Source organism: Streptomyces sp. NPDC101118, from assembly GCF_044759445.1.
In the GTDB taxonomy this organism is placed as follows: domain Bacteria; phylum Actinomycetota; class Actinomycetes; order Streptomycetales; family Streptomycetaceae; genus Streptomyces.
Genome location: NZ_JBIVZG010000010.1, coordinates 197720 through 219198, shown reverse-complemented (window position 1 = coordinate 219198; position 21479 = coordinate 197720). Strand labels below are relative to the sequence as shown.

Genomic DNA, 21479 nt, shown 5'->3' with positions numbered 1-21479 from the left:
ATCCCCCGACCCTATCCCCTGCTACCGGGCGCGCCGTCGGCGCCCGAGGACCAGGCCGGCCGCGAGCAGGGCCGCCCCGGCGGCCGCGGCGGCGGGGGCGACGAGCCGGCCGCGCTGCTCCGGCGGGCGGGCCGGGTCCGGTCCCGGCCCGAAGTGGGCGGCGGGGAACCGGGACGGCACCGGGACCGCGGGCTCGGGGGTGAGGTCCTCCGCGGCGGCGAGCGCGGCGGCGGGGTCGACCAGGCCGTGGCCGCGGGCGTCGTCCCGGCCGCCGGCGGGGGCGTTGCGGGCGGTGTCCGCCAGCAGCCGCTTGATCTGGGCGGGGCCGAGGTCGGGGTGGGCGGCCCGGACCAGGGCGACGGTGCCGGAGACCCAGGCGGCGGCCGCGCTGGTGCCCCAGCCCTCGTAGTAGCTGCGGTCGGGGTCGGCGATCACGATGTCGACGCCGGGGGCGCTGACGGTGGCGTACCAGCGGCGGGTGGAGAAGGGGGCCCTGGTGCCGTCGCGGTCGACGGCCGTGACGGCGATCACGCCGGGGTAGGCGGCGGGGTACGAGGCGCGGTCGCCCTGCTCGCCGCCGTTGCCCGCGGAGGCGACGACCACGACGCCCTTGGCGAGGGCGTACTGGACGGCCTCGTCCTCGGCGGCCTCGTGGTGGGCGGACTCGCTGTCGTCGCCGAGGGAGAGGTTGATGACGTCGGCGCCGTGGTCGGCGGCCCAGCGGATGCCCTGGGCGAGCGCGCCGCCCTTGTCGGCCCGGGCCTTCTCCCGGCCCGGGTCGCCCTCCTCCAGGATCACGCGTACGGGCAGGATGCTCGCCCCGGGCGCGATGCCGAGTACGCCCTGCCGGTGGCCGGTGCCGTGGCCGCGGCCCGCGATGATGCCGGCCATCGCGGTGCCGTGACGGGCCCAGGAGCGCTGGCCGCGCTGCGCGCCGAACCCGATGAGGTCGGTGCCGGGCACCACGGCGCCGCGCAGGTCGGGGTGGCTGCCGTCGACGCCGGTGTCGAGCACGGCGACGGTGACGCCCTGCCCGCGCGTGGTCTCCCAGGCCCGCTCCGCGTGCAGCGCGTCCAGCCCCCACTCCCGGTCCCGGATCCCATCGGCCCGGGCGGTCCCGCTCCCGGCCCCGAGAGCGACCGCGAGCCCGAACGCGAGGACGGCCCCGCCCCTCCGCAGCACCCCCCGCCGCCGGGCACCACACCCGTGCCGCCCGGAGCCGCTCCCCCGTCCCGCCCGTTCCCGGACCGGGGCACGCCCCGCGCCCCCCGCCTCCGGCGCGGAGTGCACGGGGCCGGGGGCAACGCCGACGGGACCGGAGGCGGAACCGGGCGCCCCGGGAAGCGAAGCCCGCCCGACCGTCGCCGGCGCCGACGGCTCGGGAACGCCGGTCCGGACGGCCGAGGCGCAGCCAGAAGCGTCCGAGCCGCCGTGCCGCGGCCCGGAGGCCGAGGCCCGAACGGCAGGGCCGGAACCGACGAAGCCCGGCGCGGTACCCAGGCGGGCCGGGGCCCAGCCCAGCGAATCCGGCGTCACACCCCGCGGGGCCGGGGCCGAAGTCCCGGGGGCCAGGGCGGACCCCCAGGGAGCCGGCGCCACACGCCACGCAGTCGGGGCCACAGCCCCGGGAGCCAGGAAGGAGCCCGACCGGCCCTGGACGGAACCCCCGGGTGCCGGCGTCGCGCGCCGCGAGGCCGGGGCCGCGACCCCGGAAGCCGGGACAGGGCCCAACCAGTCCTGCGCCGAACCCCCCGACCCCGGCGCCACACGCCACGGGGTCAAGACCGAACCCCCGGCAGCCGGGGAAGAACCCAACCGGCTCTGGACGGAGGCCCAGGGTGCCGGCGTCCCGCGCCACGGAGTCGGGGCCGAAGCCCCGGGGTCCGGGGCGGAGCCCCGGGGAACGGTGGAAGGGCGGGTAGGGGACCAGCCCCGCAGGGCACCGCCACCCGCAGCCGGGCCCGCAGTCGAAGCCGCACCCCGGCCCGGAGCCACCCCGGCAGCCCGGCCCGCGGCCGCATCCGCACCGGTGGCCAGGCTCGCAACCTGGCCGGCATCCGGGCCCGCGGCCGCAGCCAGGCCCGCCGCCCCCGCCAGGCCCGCACCCATCCCCGTACGCGGAACCCCGGCCGCAGCCACACCGGCCGCCCCGCCCGCGGCCGCACCGACAGCCGGGGCCGCGCCGGCGCGCAGCCCCCCGGCCGGGGCCGCGCCCGCACGCGTACCGGAGACCCCGCTCACCGCGCACCCCCCGTCCCCGCCAGCCGCGCAGCGTCCCGGCGGAGGGCGCGTTCCAGGCGGTCCGCGACCGCCTTCGCCTCGTGGCCGAGGCCCGCCTGGGCGACCGCGCCGGTGTCGTCCGGGGACATCGCCGCGGCCGCCGGGGCCGGGGTCGGTACCGGGCGGCCGTCGGCGAAGCCGGACACCGCGTAGACCACCACCGGCGCGTCGGTCAGCACGGACACCGTCCAGCCCGCGCGCTGCCGGTCGGCGAGCCCGTACGCAGGCGGCAGCGGCGGCCGGCTGCCGAGCCGGTTCCGCAGCGCGCCCATCGTCGCCGCGTCGGCGGGCGTGAAGACCAGCCCGACGCCGATCACGGAGCTGCGCGTGGCGTCGGTGTAAGTGGCCCGCAGCTCCCGGTCGCAGCCCGCGGGGGCCAGCACCCGGGTCCAGGTCTCGCACCCGGTGTCCGGGTCCACCGCGATCCGCGTCCAGCGCCGGTCCGCGCCGCCGGGCCCGGCGCCGTCGCCCACGAGCACGGGCGGGAAGAGGGTGTCGACGGCCGCCGACCGCCACAGCACGCCGGCCTTGCGGTACGCGGCGTCCACCGGGGGCACGGCCTCGGCCCGGCCGAGCAGCCAGGTGCCCGCGACGGCCCCGCCGATCAGACCGACCCCGAGCACCGCGCACACGGCCGCGGCCACGCCGCCCCGGGGCCGTCGGCCGGAGCCCGGCACGCCCGGCGCGTCCGGCAGCCCGGGGATGCCAGGTCCGCCCGGCATCCCCGGCACGCCCGGCCGCTCCGGCAGGTCCGCCAGGTCCGGTTCGACGGCCATACGGCTTCGCACACCCCCCGCTCGACGGCGCGCCGCCCGCGCGCACTGGCCGTACTCTACGGGCTCGATCATTCCCCTACCCCCGGGTAATCCGGTCTGGCAAGCTGCGCGCATGACGACTCCGGTGACCTCACCCGCCGCTGACCGGGCCCGCTACGACCGGGCCACCGCGCACCTGGACGCGCCGCTCGCGATCGTCGATCTGGCGGCGTTCGACGCCAATGCGGACGACCTGGTGCGCCGGGCCGGCGGCAAGCCCGTGCGGGTGGCGTCGAAGTCGGTGCGCTGCCGGGCGCTGCTGGAGCGGGTGCTGGCCCGGGAGGGGTTCGCCGGGATCATGTCGTACACGCTGGCGGAGTCGCTGTGGCTGGCGCGCTCGGGGTTCGAGGACGTGCTGCTGGCGTACCCGTCGGCGGACCGGGCCGGCTTCGCGGAGCTGGCGGGAGACCCGAAGCTGGCCGCGGCGGTCACGGTGATGGTGGACGACACGGCGCAGCTGGACCTGGTCGACGCGGCCCGGGCGGGCGGGCGCGAGGAGATCCGGGTGTGCCTGGAGCTCGACACCGCGCTTCACCTGTTCGGGGGGCGCGTACGCGTCGGCGCGCGCCGCTCGCCGCTGCGCGAGCCGGCCCAGCTGGCCGGTCTGGCCCGGCAGATCGCCCGCCGCCCCGGCTTCCGGCTGGTCGGCCTGATGGCGTACGAGGGGCACGTCGCCGGCGTCGGGGACGCGGTGGCGGGCCGTCCGCTGCGCTCCCGCGCGATCCGGCTGATGCAGGCCGCGGCGCGCCGGGAGCTGGCGGCGCGGCGGGCCGAGACGGTGCGGGCGGTCCGGGCGGTGGCGCCGGACCTGGAGTTCGTCAACGGCGGCGGGACGGGCAGCGTGCAGACCACGGCGGCGGAGGACGCGGTGACGGAGATCGCGGCCGGTTCCGGGCTGTACGTGCCGAGGCTGTTCGACAACTACACCTCGTTCTCGGGCCGCCCGGCCGCGCTGTTCGCGCAGCCGGTGGTGCGCCGGCCCGGGGTGGGCGTGGTGACGGTGCTCGGGGGCGGCTACCCGGCCTCGGGCGCGGCGGGCGCGGACCGGCTGCCGGTGCCGTACCTGCCGGAGGGCCTGCGCTACGACCCCCAGGAGGGGGCGGGCGAGGTGCAGACCCCGCTGCTGGGGGCGCCGGCGGACGACCTGCTGATCGGGGACCGGGTGTGGTTCCGGCATGCCAAGGCGGGTGAGCTGTGCGAGCGGTTCGACGCGCTGCACCTGGTCGAGGGGGACCGGGTGACGGCCACGGTGCCGACGTACCGGGGCGAGGGGAAGACCTTCCTGTAGGCCCGTCGCCGGAGCGTCCACCGCAAACCCCGTTGCCGGTTCGGCAACGGGGTTTGCCGTTTCCGGCGCCGCGGCGGAGGGTGGCGGCGAGGAGGTGGTCACGGTGACCGAGCAGGTGGAGGACGCGTACGACGTGGTGGTCGTCGGCGGTGGCGCCGCGGGGCTGAGCGGCGCGCTGATGCTGGCCAGGGCCAGGCGGTCGGTGCTGGTGGTGGACGCGGGCGCGCCGCGCAACGCCCCGGCCGACGCGGTGCACGGCCTGCTGGGCCGCGAGGGGACGGCCCCGGCCGATCTGGCCGCGCGCGGGCGGGAGGAGGTGCGCGGGTACGGCGGCCTGGTCCTCACCGGCGAGGTCGCCGGCGTCTCCCGCCGGGGCGCGCCGGACGGCACCGCCTTCGGGGTGCGGCTGGCGGACGGCCGGGCGGTGGGGGCGCGGCGGCTGCTGGTGGCCTCCGGGCTGGTGGACGTGCTGCCGGAGGTTCCGGGGCTGCGGGAGCGGTGGGGCGGGGACGTGGTGCACTGCCCGTACTGCCACGGGTGGGAGGTGCGGGACCGGGCGGTCGGCGTGCTGGGTTCCGGGCCGATGGCGGTGCACCAGGCGCTGTTGTTCCGGCAGTGGAGTGCCGACGTGACGCTGTTCCGGCACACGGCGCCGGAGCCGACGGCGGAGGAGGCGGAGCAGCTGGCGGCCCGTGACATCGCGGTGGTGGAGGGCGAGGTGACGGCGGTGGAGACGGAGCCGGCGGCCGGTGCGGACCGGCTGGTGGGAGTGGGCCTGGCCGACGGGACGCGGGTCGCGCGCGAGGTGCTGGCGGTCCAGCCCCGTGCGGTGCTGCGCGCCGGGTTCCTGGCCGGGCTGGGGCTGCGGCCCGCGCAGCACCCCAGCGGGGCCGGCGAGTACCTGCCCGTCGACGCGGCCGGGCGTACCGACGTACCCGGGGTGTGGGCGGCCGGCAACGTCACCGACCCGTCGGCCCAGGTGGGCGCGGCCGCCGCGGCGGGTGCCCTGGCGGCCGCGCAGATCAACGGAGACCTGGTGGCGGACGACACGCGCCGGGCGGTGGCCGCCCGGCGCGCGCTCCGCGGGACCTGAGTCCGGGTCCCGCGGATCGGCCGTGGGGCGGCCGGCCGTGGGGCGCGGTCCTAGAACACGGTGTCCTGCTGGTCCGGGACGACGCTGCCGTCGCCGCGCAGGACGGCGCCCGGGGTGCCGTCGGCGCCGGTGTAGCCGGTGGTGGCGCAGGGGTAGGGGCCGGTCTTCTGCTTCTTCGGCTCGATGAACATCGGGTTGACCAGCCACCTGCCGTCGCTGTTGTCGTAGGCGCGGCACATCAGTTCGTTCTTGTTCCGGTTGACGACCAGCCGGAGGGCCGTGGCGTCCCGGAGGAACGTCACGTCGGTGTCGGAGTCGCCCGCGGCTAAGACCTGGCGCCGCGCCGCCGGCAGGACCTTCTCGGCGGCGGCGCCGCGCACGCCGTAGACGACCTTGTTGATCCAGCACCGCTTGCCGTCGATGTACGTGATCATCGTGTCGGCTCCGTCGGCGACGCCTCCGCAGCCCTGGAGGTGCGGTGTGAGTACACCGTGACGTGTGACGTTGCGGATGCCGATCACCCGGTCCGGTGCGATACCGGCTCCCCCGGCCCAGGCCTCGACCACGGGCTGCGGGGAGGCCGAGCTGATCCACACGTCGAACCCGGCCCGCCGGAGGGTGCCGATCAGGTCCTTCTGCTGGTCGTAGTAGCGGACCCAGCCGGTGGCGGCGGTGCTGCCCACCTGCTGCTTGGCGCCGATGGGCGCGGCCAGGTTCTCGGTGCGGGCGGCCGCGGCGAAGGAACGTATCTGCGCGGGGGGCCAGCCCTGCGTGAGCTGGGCGAGCCAGGCGTACCCGGGCTCGGTGGTCCGCCGGTTCCAGCCGGCGAAGGCGGGCTCGGCCGCGGTGGTGGCGCCGGTGCCGTAGACCGCGTTCAGCTCGTCGGCGCAGCGGGTGCCGGCCGGGGTGCCCGTGGGCAGCGGCCGGCCCGGCTCGGCGAGGGGGTCGCAGGCGGCCGAGAGGGCGCGGGCGGCGGCCGGGGTGAGGTGGCGGCTGGTGGTGGTCCAGTCCCGCCCTGCGGGCTGGCGCACCTTGCCGTTGCGCAGCAGCCAGAAGAAGGTCGCGTCGCCGACGTCGTTCTTGACGACGGTGTTGTCCCAGTCGAAGACGGCCACGGGCCGCGTCCTGCCCGGCCGGTCGGGGGCGCAGGTGCCGTGGGTGTCGATGAGTTCCTGGAGGCGGGCCCGGTTCTGCCCGTACCAGCCCTCGGTGACGGTCAGCCGGGGGCAGTGCGCCCCGCCCCGCGGGGCCGGCGGGCCTGCCTGGGCGGGGGTGGCGGCGGCGAGGCCGCCCGCGGCGAGCGCGACGGCTGCCGCCGCGGCCGGGAGGCGACGGCCGCCGGCTCTGGTCACTCGGGTCACTCGGGTCACTCCTGTCGTACGAGGGTCGTCGCGGACGGTGGAGCACGGCAGCCGGGCGTCGTGCGACGCCCGGCTGCCGGTGTGTGTGTGGGGGGGGAAGGAGGGGAGACGGTGCCCCGGCGGTCCTACAGCGGCGTGACGTACGCGCCGGAGATGCCGCCGTCGACGAGGAAGTCGGTGGCGTTGATGAAGGAGGAGTCGTCGCTGGCCAGGAAGGCCACGGCGGCGGCGATCTCGTCGGCCTCCGCGAACCGGCCGACCGGGATGTGCACCAGGCGGCGCGCGGCGCGCTCCGGGTCCTTGGCGAACAGCTCCTGGAGCAGCGGGGTGTTGACGGGGCCCGGGCACAGGGCGTTGACGCGGATGCCCTCGCGGGCGAACTGGACGCCCAGCTCGCGGGACATCGCCAGCACGCCGCCCTTGGAGGCGGTGTACGAGATCTGGGAGGTGGCCGCGCCCATGATCGCGACGAAGGAGGCGGTGTTGATGATGGAGCCCCGGCCCTGGCGCTGCATGTAGGGGAGCGCGGCCTTGCAGCACAGGTAGACGGAGGTGAGGTTGACGTCCTGGACGCGCTTCCAGGCCTCCAGGCCGGTGGTGAGGATGGAGTCGTCGTCGGGCGGGGAGATGCCGGCGTTGTTGAAGGCGATGTCGACGGAGCCGTAGGTGTCGAAGGCGACCTTGAAGAGGTTCTCGACCTCCTCCGGGTCGGTGACGTCGACCTTCACGAAGGTGCCGCCCACGGCCTCGGCCGCGGCCTTGCCGGCGGTCTCGTCGATGTCGCCGCAGACGACGTTGGCGCCCTCGGAGGCGAGGCGGCGCGCGGTGGCCAGGCCGATGCCGCTGCCGGCGCCGGTGATGACCGCGGTACGGCCGACCAGGCGGCGGCAGACGATCTCGGACGGTGCTTCGGTGCTCATGGGGTTCAGGCCTCCGTGCTGATGAAGACGTTCTTGGTTTCGGTGAAGGCGGTGAGGGCGTCGGGGCCCAGCTCCCGGCCCAGTCCGGACTGCTTGTAGCCGCCGAAGGGGGTCCAGTAGCGGACGCTGCTGTGGGAGTTGACGGAGAGGTTGCCGGCGGCGACGGCGCGGGAGAGCCGCAGCGCGCGGCCCACGTCCCGGGTCCAGATGGAGCCGGAGAGGCCGTACTCGGTGGCGTTGGCCAGCCGTACCGCGTCGTCCTCGTCCTCGAAGGGCAGCACGACCGCGACCGGGCCGAAGACCTCTTCGGTGGCGACCGGGGCGGTGGGGTCGACTCCGGTGACGACGGTGGGCGGGAACCAGAAGCCCGGTCCCTCGGGGGCGCTGCCGCGGACCATTGCAAGGTCATCTGTGACATACGACCGTACGCGGTCCAGCTGCGCCCGCGAGATCAGCGGACCCATCTGCGTCCGCTCGTCCATCGGGTCCCCGACCACGACCTCCTTGACCGCGGGCTCCAGCAGCTCCAGGAACCGGTCGTACGCGGAGCGCTGCACCAGGATCCGGGTGCGGGCGCAGCAGTCCTGGCCGGTGTTGTCGAGGAAGGCCATCGGCGCCGCCGCGGCGGCCGCCTCGACGTCGGCGTCCGCGAAGACGATGTTGGGGCTCTTGCCGCCGAGTTCGAGGGTGACCCGCTTCACCCGGTCCGCGCAGGCGGCCATGATCTGCTTGCCGACCCGGGTCGAGCCGGTGAAGACGACCTTCGCGACCCCCGGGTGCCCGACGAGGGCGTTCCCGGCGACCGGCCCGGCCCCCGGCAGCACCTGGAACAGGTGCTCGGGGAGTCCGGCCTCCAGCGCCAGCTCCGCCAGCCGCAGCGCGGTGAGCGGGGTGGTCTCGGCCGGCTTGAGCACCACGGCGTTGCCCGCGGCGAGGGCGGGCGCGGCGCCCCAGGCGGCGATCGGCATGGGGAAGTTCCAGGGGGCGATCACGCCGACCACGCCGAGCGGTTCGAGGATGGTCACGTCCAGCCCGCCCGGCACCGGGATCTGCCGGCCGGAGAGCCGCTCCACTCCCCCGGCGGCGAAGTCGAGCAGGTCGCGCACGTTGCCCGCCTCCCAGCGGGCGTTGCCGATGGTGTGGCCTGCCTCGCGGACCTCCAGCAGGGCGAGTTCCTCGCGGTGGTCGTCGACCACGGAGGCGAACCGGCGCAGCAGGCGGGCCCGGTCGGCCGGGGCCGCGGCGGCCCAGCCGCGCTGGGCGGCCGCGGCCCGTACGACGGCCGCGTCGACGTCGGCGGCCGTGGCGGCCGGGACGGTGGCGACGACCTCCTCGGTCGCCGGGTTCAAGACCTCGTGCACGGTCTCGGACAAGGGGTGCCTCACAGACGTTCGAAGGAGCGGCGCAGTTCCCAGTCGGTGACCGCGGAGTCGAAGGCGTCGAGCTCGACGCGCGCCATGTTGCGGTAGTGGGCCACGACCTCGGGCCCGAAGGCCGCCTTGGCCACGGCGCTGTTCTCCCAGAGCTCGGCGGCCTCCCGCAGGGTGCCGGGCACGTGCTCGAAGTCGGCGGTGTACGCGTTGCCCGGGCAGGGCTCGGGCAGTTCGAGCCGGTTCTCCACGCCGTACAGACCGGCGGCGACCATGGCCGCGACGGCCAGGTACGGGTTGACGTCCCCGCCCGGCACCCGGTTCTCGAAGCGCGTGGAGCGGCCGTGGCCGACCACCCGCAGGGCGCAGGTGCGGTTGTCCCGGCCCCAGGCGACGGCGGTCGGCGCGAAGGAGCCGGGCCGGAAGCGCTTGTACGAGTTGATGTTGGGCGCGTACAGGAGGGAGAACTCCCGCAGGGCGGCCAGCTGTCCGGCGAGGAAGTGCCGCATCAGCTCCGACGTCCCGCCGGGGCCCTCCCCGGCCATCGCGTTGCGGCCGTCGGCGTCGGCGAGCGAGAGGTGGATGTGGCAGGAGTTGCCCTCGCGCTCGTTGAACTTCGCCATGAAGGTGAGCGACATGCCCTCCTGGGCGGCGATCTCCTTGGCGCCCGTCTTGTAGACGGAGTGCTGGTCGCAGGTGACGAGGGCTTCGTCGTAGCGGAAGGCGATCTCGTGCTGGCCGAGGTTGCACTCGCCCTTGGCCGACTCCACGACCAGCCCGGCGCCCGCCATCTCGTTGCGGATGCGGCGCAGCAGGGGCTCGATGCGGCCGGTGCCGAGGACCGAGTAGTCGATGTTGTACTGGTTGGCGGGCGTCAGGTCGCGGTAGTCGGCGTCCCAGGCCTGCTCGTAGCTGTCCTTGAAGACGATGAACTCCAGCTCCGTGCCGACCTGCGCGGTGAGGCCGAGTTCGGCCAGCCGCTCCAGCTGGCGGCGCAGGATCTGGCGCGGGGCGGCCACGACGGGCGAGCCGTCCTCCCAGGCCAGGTCGGCCATGACCATGGCGGTGCCGGCGTTCCAGGGCAGGCGGCGGAGGGTGGCGAGGTCGGGGTGCATGGCGAAGTCGCCGTAGCCACGGTCCCAGGACGACATCTCGTAGCCGTCGACCGTGTTCATGTCGGTGTCGACGGCCAGCAGGTAGTTGCAGCCCTCGGTGCCGTGTGCGAGGACCTCGTCGAGGAAGAACGGTGCGGCGAACCGCTTGCCCTGGAGTCGTCCCTGCATGTCGGGGAAGGCCAGGACGACCGTGTCGATCTCGCCGCTCGCGACGAGGGCGCGGAGCTCCTCCGTCGTCAGCGGCGGTGTGCGGTCTACCACGGGATTCTCTCCTTCGGTGAGCCGAGAGCGCCTAAGGTATGCGGGAAGACCATTGCTTGGGAAGGGGCGATTTCCAGATGACACCGGAAAGCGGTAACGACGACCTGCTCGGCCCGGTGCTGCGCCAGGTGCGGGCCGGGAACGGCTTCGAGGAGGCGCTCCAGCAGATCCTCAGGATCGTCCGCCTCGGCCTGGTCGCCGGCGGCGAACGCCTCCCCCCGGAGCGCGAGTTGGCCGAGCGGATGGGGATCAGCCGGGTCACCCTGCGCGAGGTGCTGAAGGTGCTCCAGGACCAGGGCCTGGTGGAGAGCAGACGCGGCCGGTACGGGGGTACGTTCGTGCTCCCGCGCCCCGACACCCCGGCCGGCGGCGCCGAGGAGGAGCTGCGCCGCCGGGTCGCGGGCGTCGACATCGAGGACGTCCTGCGCTTCCGCGAGGTACTGGAGACCGGGGCGGCCGGGCTGTGCGCGGCCCAGGGCCTCACGCCCGACGGCGCCCGGCGGCTGCGGGAGGCCCTCGCCGCCACCCAGGACGCGCCCCTGAGCGAGTACCGCCGGCTGGACACGCTGCTGCACCTGACGCTGGCCGAGCTCTCCGGCTCGGCGACGCTCACCGCCCAGTACGCGGCGGTCCGGGCCACGGTCAACGACCTGCTGGACTGCATCCCGCTGCTGGTGCGGAACCTGGAGCACTCCCAGCGCCAGCACGCGGCCCTGGTCGACGCGATCCTGGAGCGGGACGCCGAGGCCGCCCGGGAGCTGATGCGCGAGCACTGCTGCGGCACGGCGGCCCTGCTGCGCGGGTTCCTGGCGTAGGGCGGCGGGCGGCGGGGCGCGGGGCCGGGTGCGGGGGCAGCCCGCGCACGGGGCGGGGCCCGGGGCCGGGCGGGGCGGCGGCCGACGAACGGCGCGGCCACCCCCTCGTAACACCCCTTTTACTCCAGGGGCTTGCGCTCACCACCCCTCTAGGGCAAAGGTATCGCCTCGAACCATTGCTTGCCGCCCCCGTCCCCCCTCGATGCAGGAGCGCACATGGCCGACGACACCGAGGCGCGCACCGCCGCCGTCCCCCCTCCCACCGCCTCCCCCGAGGGCACCGCCCCGGACGGCGACGCCGCCTACCTGGAACGGCGCACCCTGCGCCGCGGCAGTGCCGGCTGGCTGCTGCTGACCGGCCTCGGCGTCGCGTACGTCGTCTCCGGCGACTTCTCCGGCTGGAACACCGGCCTGGCCCACGGCGGCTTCGGCGGACTCGCCCTGGCCACCCTCCTCATGGGCGCCATGTACGCCTGCCTGGTCTTCTCCCTCGCGGAGCTGTCCGCCATCCTCCCCACGGCGGGCGGCGGCTACGGCTTCGCCCGCCGGGCGCTCGGCACCTGGGGCGGCTTCCTCACCGGCACCGCGATCCTGATCGAGTACATCCTGGCCCCGGCGGCCATCGCCATCTTCATCGGCGACTACGTCGAGTCCCTGAACCTCTTCGGCCTGACCTCGGGCTGGCCGGTCTACCTGGCCTGCTTCGCCATCTTCATCGGCATCCACCTCTGGGGCGTCGGCGAGGCCCTCCGCTTCAGCCTGGTCGTCACCGCGATCGCCGTGGCCGCGCTGCTGGTCTTCGCGGTCGGCGCGTTCACCGAGTTCGACGCGGGCCGCCTCGACGACATCGCCGTCGACACCTCCGCGCTCGGCGCGAGCTCCTGGCTGCCCTTCGGACTGCTGGGCATCTGGGCGGCGTTCCCCTTCGGCATGTGGTTCTTCCTCGGCGTCGAGGGCGTGCCGCTCGCCGCCGAGGAGGCCAAGGACCCGGTCCGCTCCATGCCCCGCGCGCTCGCCATCTCCATGGGCATCCTCGCGCTGCTCGCCCTGATCACCTTCCTCGCCTCGACCGGCGCGCGCGGCGCCGACGCCATCAAGGACGCCGGCAACCCGCTGGTCGTCGCGCTGGAGGGGACGCCCGGCCTGTCCTGGCTGAAGACCTTCGTCAACTACGCGGGCCTGGCGGGCCTGGTCGCCTCCTTCTTCTCCCTCATCTACGCGGGCTCGCGCCAGCTGTTCGCCCTCTCCCGGGCGGGCTACCTGCCGCGGTTCCTCTCCCTCACCAGCAAGCGCAAGGCCCCGTACCTCGGTCTGCTGATCCCCGGCGCCCTCGGCTTCGCGCTCGCCGCCGGCACCGGCGACGGCCCCCGGATGCTGAACATCGCCGTCTTCGGCGCCACGATCAGCTACGCGCTGATGGCCCTCTCCCACATCGTGCTGCGCCGCCGCGAGCCCGGCCTGGCCCGCCCCTACCGCACCCCGGGCGGGGTGGCGACCTCCACCGCCGCCTTCGTCCTCGCCCTGTCGGCCCTGGTCGCCACCTTCCTGGTGGACAAGGACGCCGCGTTCATCGCACTCGCCGTGTACGCCGTCGCCCTCGCCTACTTCGCGTTCTACAGTCGGCACCGGCTGGTGGCCTCCGCGCCGGAGGAGGAGTTCGCGGCGCTCGCGGCGGCCGAGGCCGAGCTCGACCGCGACTGACCCACGTACGCCCGTACGCCCGTACGCCCCGCAGGTTCTACGGAAGGCCCCACCGTGCCCAAGCCGCTCATCGGCATCACCACCTACCTGGAGAAGTCCGCCCGCTACGGCCCGTGGGACGTCCCCGCGGCGCTGGCGCCCTCGGGGTACCACGAGTACGTACAGGCGTGCGGCGGCACGGCGGTCCTGCTGCCGCCCGACGACCCGGAGACGGCGGAGGAGCTGCTGCCCCGGCTGGACGGCCTGGTCATCGCGGGCGGCCCGGACGTGGACCCGGCGCGGTACGGGGCGGTGCGCGACGAGCGTACGGGCGCCCCGGCGCCGGAGCGCGACGCGTGGGAACTGGCCCTGATCCGGGCGGCCCTGACGGAGGGCCGGATCCCGCTGCTGGGCATCTGCCGGGGCATGCAGGCCCTGAACGTCGCCCTGGGCGGCACCCTCGTCCAGCACATCGAGGGGCACGTGAAGGCGCCCGGCGTGATGTCCGAGCACCGGGTGCTGCCGGTGGCCGGGACCCGGTACGGGGAGATCGCTCCGGAACCGACGGACGTGCCGACGTACCACCACCAGGCGGTGGACCGCCTGGGCCGGGACCTGATCGTCTCGGCCCGGGCCCTGGACGGCACGGTGGAGGCCGTCGAACTCCCGGGCCCGCAGTGGGTCCTGGGAGTCCAGTGGCACCCGGAGCGGGGCCGTGACGTGCGCGTCATGCGGTCGCTCCTCGCGGCGACGGCCCTCACGGCGGCGCCGGTCGCGTAACCCGCCCGCGGCCCGGGCCCCGCCCGCCCCCGGGCCCGTGCCGGGCCCGGCCCCCGCGGCGGAACGCGGTGTCCCTGGGGCAGTCCCCAGCCCCGGGGCCACCGCCCGCCGCTGCGCGGAGCCGTTTCCCCACCCCGCCCCTTTCCCGAAACCGGGGCTCCGCCCCGGACCCTCCCCCCAGACTCCGTCCGGGGGGACCCCCACGCCTCAAACGCCGGCGAGGCTGGAGGTGACCCTGGGGGTAGATCCAGCCCCTCCGGCGTTTGAGGAGCGGGGGTACGGGGGCAGAGCCCCCGAAAGGGTCCGGGCGAAGCCCGGGAAACGGAGAAAGGGCGGGGCGGGGAGAAAGCCCCGCAGGGCAACGACCCGCACCGCACGCGGCAGACGGCCTGCACCGCACCCGGCACGGGCCGGCACCCGGCACGGCCCGGCACCCGGCACGGCCCGGCACCCGGCACCCGGCACCCGGCACCCGGCACGGGACCCGCACCCGGCACGGGGCCGGCACCGGGCCGGCACCGGAAGACGTCAGCCCCGCGTCAGCGACAGCAGGTCCCGCGCCGGACCGGCAGGACGGGCCCCCGAGGGCCACACCGCCCGCAGCACCCGTTCCAGCGCGGCCCCGCCCACCGGCACCGCCACCAGCCGCCGCGCCCCCAGCTCCTCCCCCACGGCCAGCTCGGACAGCACGCACGGCCCCGCCCCGCTCACCGCCGCCGCCTTCACCGCGGTGGTGGAGGCCAGTTCCAGCAGGGGCTCGGCCAGCCCCCCGTACGCACCCAGCGCCGCGTCCAGCACCTGCCGCGTCCCCGACCCCCGCTCCCGCAGGATCAGCGGGGTGGCCGCCAGTTCCCGCGCCGTCACCCCCGACCGCCGCCGCGCCCACGGGTGCCCCGGCGCCACCGCGACCACCAGCCGGTCCCGGGCCACCGCGGCGCTGTCGAGCCCGTCCGGCACGGTCAGGCCCTCCACGAACCCCAGGTCGGCCTCCCGGGCCAGCACCGCCTCCGCCACCGCCACCGAGTTGCCGGCCCGCAGGGACACCGCGGTGTCCGGCCGCTCCGCGCGCAGCGCGATCAGCCAGCCGGGCAGCAGGTACTCCGCGATGGTCAGGCTCGCCGCCACCCGCAGCCGGGAGTCCCGCCGGCCCCGCAGCGCCTGCACCCCCGCGTCGAAGGCCTCGGCCGCCTCCACCACCCGCTGCGCCCAGTCCGTGACCAGCGCGCCCTGGGCGGTGAGCCGGGAGCCGCGCGGCGAACGGTCCACCAGCGCCACCCCCAGCCGCGTCTCCATGGCCCGGATCCGGCTGCTCGCGGCGGGCTGCGTGATGCCCAGCTCCCGGGCGGCCGCGCCCAGGCTGCCCAGCCGGGCCACGGCCAGCAGCAGTTCCAGCGACCCCAGGTCCGGCACCCGGTGCGCCAGCGGGGACCCCTGCTCAGCGTCCACGGAACCCACCCGCCCGCACCACACCGCACCCAGCACTCATAAATCCAGTTTATGACCCCATAGGAAGATCACCCCTACGCAGCCGCCCGCCCCCGCGGGAGGCTGAGGTCATGGCCACCATCGCGCAACCCCGACCCCTCACCCGCCCCCGCCGCAGCGGCGGGGCCGGCACCGGCGCCGAACGCCGGCTGCCCGCCCTGCGCCACCTCGGCCCCAACTGGTACGCCTCCGTCATGGGCACGGCGATCATCGCCAACGCCGGCGCGGGCCTCCCGTACCACTTCCCGGGCATGCGCGTCTTCGCCGAGGTCATGTGGGTCCTGTCTGCCGTGGCCCTGGCCACCGTCCTGGCCGCCCGCACCGGCCACTGGCTGCACCACCGCGACCAGGCCCGCGCCCACCTCCTCGACCCCGCCGTCGCCCCCTTCTACGGCTGCCTGTCCATGGCGCTGCTCGCCGTCGGCGGCGGCACCCTGATGGTCGGCAAGGACCTGATCGGGGAGGGCGCGGCCGTGGCCGCCGACGCCGTCCTCTTCACCGCCGGCACCGCGATCGGCCTGCTGGCCGCCGTGGCCGTGCCCTACCTGATGGTCGTGCGGCACAAGGTCGAGGCCGGTTCCGCCAGCCCCGTCTGGCTGCTGCCCCTCGTCGCCCCGATGGTCTCCGCCGCCCTCGGCCCCCTGCTCATCCCCCACCTGCCCGCCGGCCAGCCCCGCGAGGCGATGCTGCTGGCCTGCTACGCGATGTTCGGGATCAGCCTGCTGGCCACCCTGCTGATGCTGCCCCTGATCCTCGGCCGGCTGATCGTCGGCGGGCCCCTGCCCCTGGCCCTGACCCCCACCCTGTTCCTGGTGCTCGGCCCCCTCGGCCAGTCCACGACCGCCGTCAACCAGCTCGCCGACCAGGCCGCCACCTCCATAGGCGCCCCCTACGCCGGTGCCCTCGGCGCCTTCGCCGTCGTCTACGGCGTCCCCGTGATGGGCTTCGCCCTCCTCTGGACGGCCCTCGCCGTCGCCCTGGTGGTCCGCGCCGCCCGCCGGGGCATGGGCTTCGCGATGACCTGGTGGGCCTTCACCTTCCCCGTCGGCACCTGCGTCACCGGCTTCGAGGGCCTCGCCCGCCACACCGGCCTGGTCGCCCTCCAGTGGCTGGCCCTGGCCCTGTACGTGGCCCTGGTCGCCGCCTGGCTGGCCGCGGCCGCCCACACCGTACGGGGCCTGGTCAGCGGAAAGCTGCTCGCAGCGCCCCGCTGAGCACCGCGGGGGCCTCGCTCAGCGAAGGCCCGTACCAGGTCAGATGGCGGCCGCTCACCAGGGCGGCCGCCATCGCCGGGAACGCCTCGGGGCCGTCGCCCGCGTGGAAGGCGTACGGCTCGTCGGGCAGCACCACCAGGTCGCCGCCCGCGGCGTTGAGCTCGGCGAGCGGCACCCTCGGGTACCGGTCGGCGTGGCCGGCGTACAGGTTGCGCACCCCCAGCCGGGCCAGCAGGTCGCCGGCGAAGGTGTCCCGGCCCAGTACCATCCAGGGCCGCCGCCACACCGGGACCACGGCCCGTAGGTCGCCCAGCGGCTCCACCGCGGCCCAGGCCTCCTCGGCCTCGTCCAGCCAGACCGGCCGCGCCAGCCCGCACCCGCCGACGAGCACCCGGTCCAGCTCCCGGAAGGCGCCGGGCAGGTCCCGCACCTCGGTCACCAGCACCCGCAGCCCGGCCGCGCGCAGGGCGTCGAGGTCGGGCGGGCGGTTCTCCTCCTCGTTGGCGACCACCAGGTCCGGGCGCAGCGCGGCGACCGCGGCCACGTCGGGGTTCTTGGTGCCGCCGATCCGGACGACGTCCAGGTCCGCGGGGTGGCTGCACCAGTCGGTGGCGCCGGCCAGCAGCCCCGGCTCCGTGGCGGCCACCGCCTCGGTGAGCGAGGGCACCAGCGAGACGACCCGCATCAGCCGGCCCCCGCCCCGGCCCGGGCCCGGTGTGCGACCGGCATCAGCGCCCCGGCGGTTCGGTGACCGCGTCCACGTGGTCGCCGACGGCGACCACCAGCAGCCGGGTGCCCTCGCCCGTGGCCCGCCAGCGGTGGCGCACCCCGCCGGACAGGAACAGGGAGTCGCCCGCCTCCAGCCGGTACGCGCGGCCCTCGGCCTCGACCTGGCAGGAGCCCTCGACCACGTACATCAGCTCGTCGTTGCGGTGCTGGTACTCGCGCCCGGCGTCCTGTTCCCCGGTGAACTCCAGTGCGTGCAGCTGGTGGTGGCCGCGCACGAGGGGGCGCACCCCCGCGGCGGGCGCGAGCCCGGTGTCGTCCCCGGCGCGCACGAGGTCCACGGTGCGGGCGCTGTCGGAGGCCGCGAGGAGTTCGACGGCGGTGGTTTCCAGGGCGTCGGCGACGCGTTCCAGGGAGCGCATGCTCGGCCGGGCCCGCTCGTTCTCTATCTGGCTCAGGAACGGCACCGACAGCCCGCTGCGCGCCGACACGGCGGCGAGGGTGAGCTTGAGCGCCCTGCGCCGCTTGCGCACCGCGGCACCCACGCGAAGCGGGTCCTTGCCGTCCCTTTCCTTGTCCTTGTCGTCCATGGCCGGGGCTGCCCTCCCCTTGGTCCGGTCGCACATGGATGTGCTGTAAGCACCTTACGCAGCTTCCGCCCCCCGTTTCGCGCTCACGGCCCAGCCGCTCTACGCCCCCGGTGAACGCCTGTGCCCGCACGGTCACGGTCGGTGGGGTGCGGCATCATCGTCAGAATGACCCGACGCCTGATGCTCCTCGACACCGCTTCCCTGTACTTCCGCGCGTACTTCGGTGTGCCGGACTCCGTGCGCGCCCCGGACGGCACTCCGGTCAACGCCGTCCGCGGGCTGCTCGACTTCATCGCCAGGCTGGTCCAGGACCACCGCCCCGACGAGCTGGTCGCGTGCATGGACGCCGACTGGCGGCCGCACTGGCGGGTGGAGCTGATCCCGTCGTACAAGGCGCACCGCGTCGCGGTCGAGACCCCGGCCGGTCCCGACGAGGAGGAGATCCCGGACACCCTCTCCCCGCAGGTCCCGGTGATCGAGGCGGCGCTCGACGCCTTCGGCATCGCCCGGATCGGCGTCGCGGGGTACGAGGCGGACGACGTGATCGGCACCCTCGCCGGCCGGGCCGCCGGCCCGGTCGACATCGTCACCGGCGACCGCGACCTCTACCAGCTGGTGAGCGACGCCCGGCAGGCCCGCGTCCTGTACCCGCTCAAGGGCGTCGGCACCCTCCAGATCACGGACGAGGCGGTGCTGCGCGAGAAGTACGGGGTCGACGGCCCCGGATACGTGGACCTGGCGCTGCTGCGCGGCGACCCGAGCGACGGCCTGCCGGGCGTGCCCGGGATCGGGGAGAAGACGGCGGCCAAGCTGCTGGACGCCTTCGGGGACCTGGACGGGATCATGGCGGCCGTCGACGACCCGGCGTCGAAGCTCACCCCCTCGCAGCGCAAGCGGCTGGACGAGGCGCGGGCGTACGTGGCGGTGGCCCCCAAGGTGGTCCGGGTGGCCTCCGACGTGCCGCTTCCCCCGTTCGACGCAACGCTGCCGAAGACCCCCGCACACCCGGAGGCCCTGGCTGACCTGGCCCGGAACTGGGGTCTTGGTGGAGCCGTGGACAGGCTTGTCTCCACACTTCGCGCCTGAGGTGCTAGGTTAGGCAAACCTAAGTGACACGTCTGGGGAAACGGGGTACCACCGTGGCAGAAGGAGTCGCCCTCAAGGAGGCTCGTACGCGCATGGTTGGCACGGCCACGGTCGTACACACCGAGCGGCTCAGCCCGCACATGGTGCGGCTGGTGCTGGGCGGCCCGGAGCTGGCCGGCTTCGAAGCGGGCGAGTTCACGGACCACTACGTCAAGCTGCTGTTCCCCGCCGACGGAGTCACCCACGCCGAGCCCTGGGACCTGGAGCAGATCCGCGCCACGTTCCCCCGCGAGCAGTGGCCGCGCCAGCGCGCGTACACCGTGCGGAACTGGGACCCGGTCCACCGCGAGCTGACCATCGACTTCGTCGTGCACGGCGACACGGGCCTCGCCGGCCCGTGGGCCCTGCGCGCGCAGCCCGGCGAGCGCGTCCACTTCCTCGGCCCCGGCGGCGGCTACGCCCCGGACCCGGTGGCGGACTGGCACCTGCTGGTCGGCGACGAGAGCGCCCTGCCGGCGATCGCCGCCGCCATGGAGCGGATGCCGGCCGGCGCGGTCGTACGCGCCTTCGTCGAGGTCGAGGGCAAGGCCGACGAGCTGAAGGTCACCACGCCCGACGGCGTGCAGCCGGTCTGGCTGCACCGGGCCGGCCGCCCGGTCGGCGAGGCCCTGCTGGAGGCCGTCACCTCCCTGGAGTTCCCGCTGGGCTCCGTGCACGCCTTCGTCCACGGCGAGGCGGGCTTCGTGAAGGCGCTCCGCCGCCACCTGCGCCTGGAGCGCGGTGTCCCGCGGGAGCGGCTGTCGATCTCGGGCTACTGGCGCGCGGGCCACACCGACGAGGCCTGGCGCGAGACCAAGCGCGCCTGGAACGCCCAGGTGGAGGCCGAGCAGGAGGGCTGACCGGGCCCTTGCACCCACGACGCCGGCGGGGCCGCGAGCGCGGCCCCGCCGGCGTTCCCGTTCCCCGGCTCCCCGGCTCCTCCCCAGGCGAGCGCCGGGGGACCGTCGTTCAATGGACGTATGCGACGCAACAGCAAGCGCAGGGGGCTGTCAGTCGCCGCCGGGCTCGCCCTGGTGGCCGGAGCCGTCGCCGCCGCACCGTCGCCGAGCCCGAGCCCGAGCCCGGGCGACTTCGACGTGCAGGCGGCCCTCGACCAGTTGGACGCACAGGTGCAGGACGGCATGAAGCGCACCGGCGTGCCCGGCGTCGCGGTGGCCGTGGTCCACGACGACAAGGTCGTCTACCAGAAGGGCTTCGGCGTCCGCGACACCAACTCCCCGGACAAGAAGGTCAGCCCGGACACCGTCTTCCAACTCGCCTCGGTCTCCAAACCGGTGGCCACCACCGTCGTGGCACAGGCCGTCGGCGCCGACGGCTTCGACGATCCGCTGAAGGGCGTCATCCTCAAGGACCCCTGGGTGAGTTCGCACGTCACGGCGGCCGACCTGCTCTCGCACCGCTCGGGCCTCCCCGACCACTCCGGCGACCTCCTGGAGGACCTGGGCTACGACCAGGCGTACATCCTGTCCCGCCTGCGCTTCGAGCCGCTCACCCCGTTCCGGACCAGCTACGCCTACACCAACTTCGGCTTCACCGCGGCGGCCGAGGCCGTCGCCAAGGCCAAGGGCGTGCCCTGGGACAAGCTCTCCGACGACCTGCTGTACAAGCCCGCCGGGATGACGCACACCAGCTCCCGCTTCAGCGACTACGAGAAGACGGCCGACCGGGCCCTGACCCATGTCAAGACCGCCGACGGGACCTGGAAGCCGCTGTACGTCCGTGACGCCGACGCGCAGACCGCCGCGGGCGGCGTCAGCTCCAACGCCAAGGACATGGCCCGCTGGCTGCGCCTCCAGATGGGCGGCGGGAAGATCGACGGCAAGCAGGTCATCAACGGCGAGGGCCTGGCCGAGACCCACGTCCCGCACAGCATCAGCCATCCCCCCGCCGAGCCGAACGCGCAGCCCGGCTTCTACGGCCTGGGCTGGAACGTGCGCTACGACGAGAACGGCCGGCTGCGCCTGAGCCATTCCGGCGCCTTCGCACTCGGCGCCAACACCAACGTCACGCTGGTCCCGTCCGACAACCTCGGCATCGTGGTGCTCACCAATGGCGCCCCCTCGGGCCTCCCCGACACCATCGCGCTCAACTTCTTCGACGTCGCCGAGCACGGCAAGCCCACCCGGGACTGGCTGCCCATCGTGGCCAAGTCCTACGAGGAGCAGCTCAACCAGGGCGGTTCGGACACGGACTACACCAAGCCGCCGGCCAACGCGAAGCCGGCCCGGGCGGACAGCGAGTACACCGGCGCGTACACCAACCCGTTCTACGGCCGGGCCACCGTCACCACCGGTCAGGACGGCGGACTGGTCCTGCACCTGGGCCCGGAGCCGCAGAACTACCCGCTCACCCACTACGACGGGAACACGTTCAGCTTCCAGACCGCCGGCGAGAACGCCGTCGGCCGCACCGGGGTGTTCTTCACCGACGGCGGGATGCGCGTGGAGTACCTGGACGAGAACGGCCTGGGCACCTTCCAGCGGCAGCAGTGACGGCGGCGGCCGGCGCCCGCCCGGAACCGGGCGGCCCGGCCGGTGCCG

The 21479-nt window shown here is 75.3% G+C and carries 18 protein-coding genes; 9 read left to right on the top strand and 9 right to left on the bottom strand.

The features are described 5' to 3' along the window. Nucleotides 1-21 precede the first annotated feature (21 nt). Nucleotides 22-1179, bottom strand: a complete 1158-nt coding sequence (gene mycP, locus ACIQUQ_RS18705) for a type VII secretion-associated serine protease mycosin (protein WP_403977034.1) — start codon at nt 1177-1179, stop codon at nt 22-24. 1058 nt (nt 1180-2237) lie between these two features. After that, on the bottom strand, nt 2238-3056 hold the full coding sequence (locus ACIQUQ_RS18700; RefSeq protein WP_403976970.1) for a hypothetical protein: 819 nt from the start codon (nt 3054-3056) through the stop codon (nt 2238-2240). Between the two features lie 124 nt (nt 3057-3180). On the opposite strand from ACIQUQ_RS18700, the gene ACIQUQ_RS18695 reads away from it, so the two are divergent. Next, complete coding sequence (locus ACIQUQ_RS18695) at nt 3181-4383, top strand: amino acid deaminase/aldolase (RefSeq protein WP_403977032.1); 1203 nt, start codon at nt 3181-3183, stop codon at nt 4381-4383. Nucleotides 4384-4486: 103 nt separating this feature from the next. Then, nucleotides 4487-5476 carry an NAD(P)/FAD-dependent oxidoreductase gene (locus tag ACIQUQ_RS18690; protein ID WP_403976968.1) on the top strand — a complete coding sequence of 330 codons (990 nt, stop codon included), beginning with the start codon at nt 4487-4489 and terminating at the stop codon, nt 5474-5476. Nucleotides 5477-5526: 50 nt separating this feature from the next. On the opposite strand, the gene ACIQUQ_RS18685 is transcribed toward ACIQUQ_RS18690, so the two are convergent. The 4 genes from ACIQUQ_RS18685 to ACIQUQ_RS18670 all read right to left on the bottom strand — a co-directional run bounded on the left by ACIQUQ_RS18685 (nt 5527) and on the right by ACIQUQ_RS18670 (nt 10503). Then, nucleotides 5527-6837 carry a haloacid dehalogenase-like hydrolase gene (locus ACIQUQ_RS18685; RefSeq protein ID WP_403976966.1) on the bottom strand — a complete coding sequence of 437 codons (1311 nt, stop codon included), beginning with the start codon at nt 6835-6837 and terminating at the stop codon, nt 5527-5529. 125 nt (nt 6838-6962) lie between these two features. Further along, on the bottom strand, nt 6963-7757 hold the full coding sequence (locus ACIQUQ_RS18680; RefSeq protein ID WP_403976964.1) for a 3-oxoacyl-ACP reductase: 795 nt from the start codon (nt 7755-7757) through the stop codon (nt 6963-6965). Between the two features lie 5 nt (nt 7758-7762). After that, nucleotides 7763-9118 carry an aldehyde dehydrogenase family protein gene (locus ACIQUQ_RS18675; RefSeq protein ID WP_403977030.1) on the bottom strand — a complete coding sequence of 452 codons (1356 nt, stop codon included), beginning with the start codon at nt 9116-9118 and terminating at the stop codon, nt 7763-7765. Nucleotides 9119-9138: 20 nt separating this feature from the next. Continuing rightward, nucleotides 9139-10503 carry a glutamine synthetase family protein gene (locus tag ACIQUQ_RS18670; RefSeq protein WP_403976962.1) on the bottom strand — a complete coding sequence of 455 codons (1365 nt, stop codon included), beginning with the start codon at nt 10501-10503 and terminating at the stop codon, nt 9139-9141. 77 nt (nt 10504-10580) lie between these two features. Between ACIQUQ_RS18670 and ACIQUQ_RS18665 the strand changes: the two genes are divergently transcribed. From ACIQUQ_RS18665 to ACIQUQ_RS18655, 3 genes are all read left to right on the top strand, one after another. Beyond that, nucleotides 10581-11318, top strand: coding sequence for a FadR/GntR family transcriptional regulator (locus ACIQUQ_RS18665; RefSeq protein ID WP_403976960.1), 738 nt, complete (start codon nt 10581-10583; stop codon nt 11316-11318). Between the two features lie 216 nt (nt 11319-11534). Continuing rightward, nucleotides 11535-13019 carry an ethanolamine permease gene (eat, locus tag ACIQUQ_RS18660; protein ID WP_403976958.1) on the top strand — a complete coding sequence of 495 codons (1485 nt, stop codon included), beginning with the start codon at nt 11535-11537 and terminating at the stop codon, nt 13017-13019. A gap of 54 nt (nt 13020-13073) precedes the next feature. Further along, nucleotides 13074-13778, top strand: a complete 705-nt coding sequence (locus ACIQUQ_RS18655) for a gamma-glutamyl-gamma-aminobutyrate hydrolase family protein (protein WP_403976956.1) — start codon at nt 13074-13076, stop codon at nt 13776-13778. A gap of 528 nt (nt 13779-14306) precedes the next feature. On the opposite strand, the gene ACIQUQ_RS18650 is transcribed toward ACIQUQ_RS18655, so the two are convergent. Further along, nucleotides 14307-15224, bottom strand: coding sequence for a LysR family transcriptional regulator (locus ACIQUQ_RS18650; RefSeq protein ID WP_403976954.1), 918 nt, complete (start codon nt 15222-15224; stop codon nt 14307-14309). A gap of 110 nt (nt 15225-15334) precedes the next feature. Between ACIQUQ_RS18650 and ACIQUQ_RS18645 the strand changes: the two genes are divergently transcribed. Continuing rightward, entirely contained in the window at nt 15335-16477 is a 1143-nt protein-coding gene (locus tag ACIQUQ_RS18645; RefSeq protein ID WP_403976952.1) for a TDT family transporter, read from the top strand. Here the strand turns inward: ACIQUQ_RS18645 and ACIQUQ_RS18640 are convergent. Further along, nucleotides 16446-17162 carry a helical backbone metal receptor gene (locus ACIQUQ_RS18640; protein ID WP_403976950.1) on the bottom strand — a complete coding sequence of 239 codons (717 nt, stop codon included), beginning with the start codon at nt 17160-17162 and terminating at the stop codon, nt 16446-16448. The genes ACIQUQ_RS18645 and ACIQUQ_RS18640 overlap by 32 nt on opposite strands. Nucleotides 17163-17205: 43 nt before the next feature. Then, nucleotides 17206-17793, bottom strand: coding sequence for a helix-turn-helix domain-containing protein (locus ACIQUQ_RS18635; RefSeq protein WP_399947858.1), 588 nt, complete (start codon nt 17791-17793; stop codon nt 17206-17208). Nucleotides 17794-17958: 165 nt separating this feature from the next. Here ACIQUQ_RS18635 and ACIQUQ_RS18630 point away from each other — a divergent pair, with 165 nt between their 5' ends. The 3 genes from ACIQUQ_RS18630 (at nt 17959) to ACIQUQ_RS18620 (ending at nt 21431) form a co-directional block, all read left to right on the top strand. Beyond that, nucleotides 17959-18879, top strand: a complete 921-nt coding sequence (locus ACIQUQ_RS18630; protein ID WP_403976948.1) for a 5'-3' exonuclease H3TH domain-containing protein — start codon at nt 17959-17961, stop codon at nt 18877-18879. A gap of 92 nt (nt 18880-18971) precedes the next feature. Then, nucleotides 18972-19778, top strand: coding sequence for a siderophore-interacting protein (locus ACIQUQ_RS18625; protein WP_403976946.1), 807 nt, complete (start codon nt 18972-18974; stop codon nt 19776-19778). A 120-nt stretch (nt 19779-19898) separates the two neighbouring features. Continuing rightward, the gene (locus ACIQUQ_RS18620) at nt 19899-21431 is read left to right on the top strand and encodes a serine hydrolase (protein WP_403976944.1); all 1533 of its coding nucleotides are present in this window, start codon (nt 19899-19901) and stop codon (nt 21429-21431) included. Nucleotides 21432-21479: the final 48 nt, after the last annotated feature.

Bases quoted from the DNA above. Each gene is read 5' to 3' on its own strand.
- eat (WP_403976958.1), top strand. From the start codon at position 11,535: ATGGCCGACGACACCGAGGCGCGCACCGCCGCCGTCCCCCCTCCCACC.
- ACIQUQ_RS18640 (WP_403976950.1), bottom strand. From the start codon at position 17,162: ATGCGGGTCGTCTCGCTGGTGCCCTCGCTCACCGAGGCGGTGGCCGCC.
- ACIQUQ_RS18620 (WP_403976944.1), top strand. From the start codon at position 19,899: ATGCGACGCAACAGCAAGCGCAGGGGGCTGTCAGTCGCCGCCGGGCTC.
- ACIQUQ_RS18680 (WP_403976964.1), bottom strand. From the start codon at position 7,757: ATGAGCACCGAAGCACCGTCCGAGATCGTCTGCCGCCGCCTGGTCGGC.
- ACIQUQ_RS18630 (WP_403976948.1), top strand. From the start codon at position 17,959: ATGACCCGACGCCTGATGCTCCTCGACACCGCTTCCCTGTACTTCCGC.
- ACIQUQ_RS18645 (WP_403976952.1), top strand. From the start codon at position 15,335: ATGGCCACCATCGCGCAACCCCGACCCCTCACCCGCCCCCGCCGCAGC.
- ACIQUQ_RS18665 (WP_403976960.1), top strand. From the start codon at position 10,581: ATGACACCGGAAAGCGGTAACGACGACCTGCTCGGCCCGGTGCTGCGC.
- ACIQUQ_RS18635 (WP_399947858.1), bottom strand. From the start codon at position 17,793: ATGGACGACAAGGACAAGGAAAGGGACGGCAAGGACCCGCTTCGCGTG.
- ACIQUQ_RS18625 (WP_403976946.1), top strand. From the start codon at position 18,972: ATGGTTGGCACGGCCACGGTCGTACACACCGAGCGGCTCAGCCCGCAC.
- ACIQUQ_RS18700 (WP_403976970.1), bottom strand. From the start codon at position 3,056: ATGGCCGTCGAACCGGACCTGGCGGACCTGCCGGAGCGGCCGGGCGTG.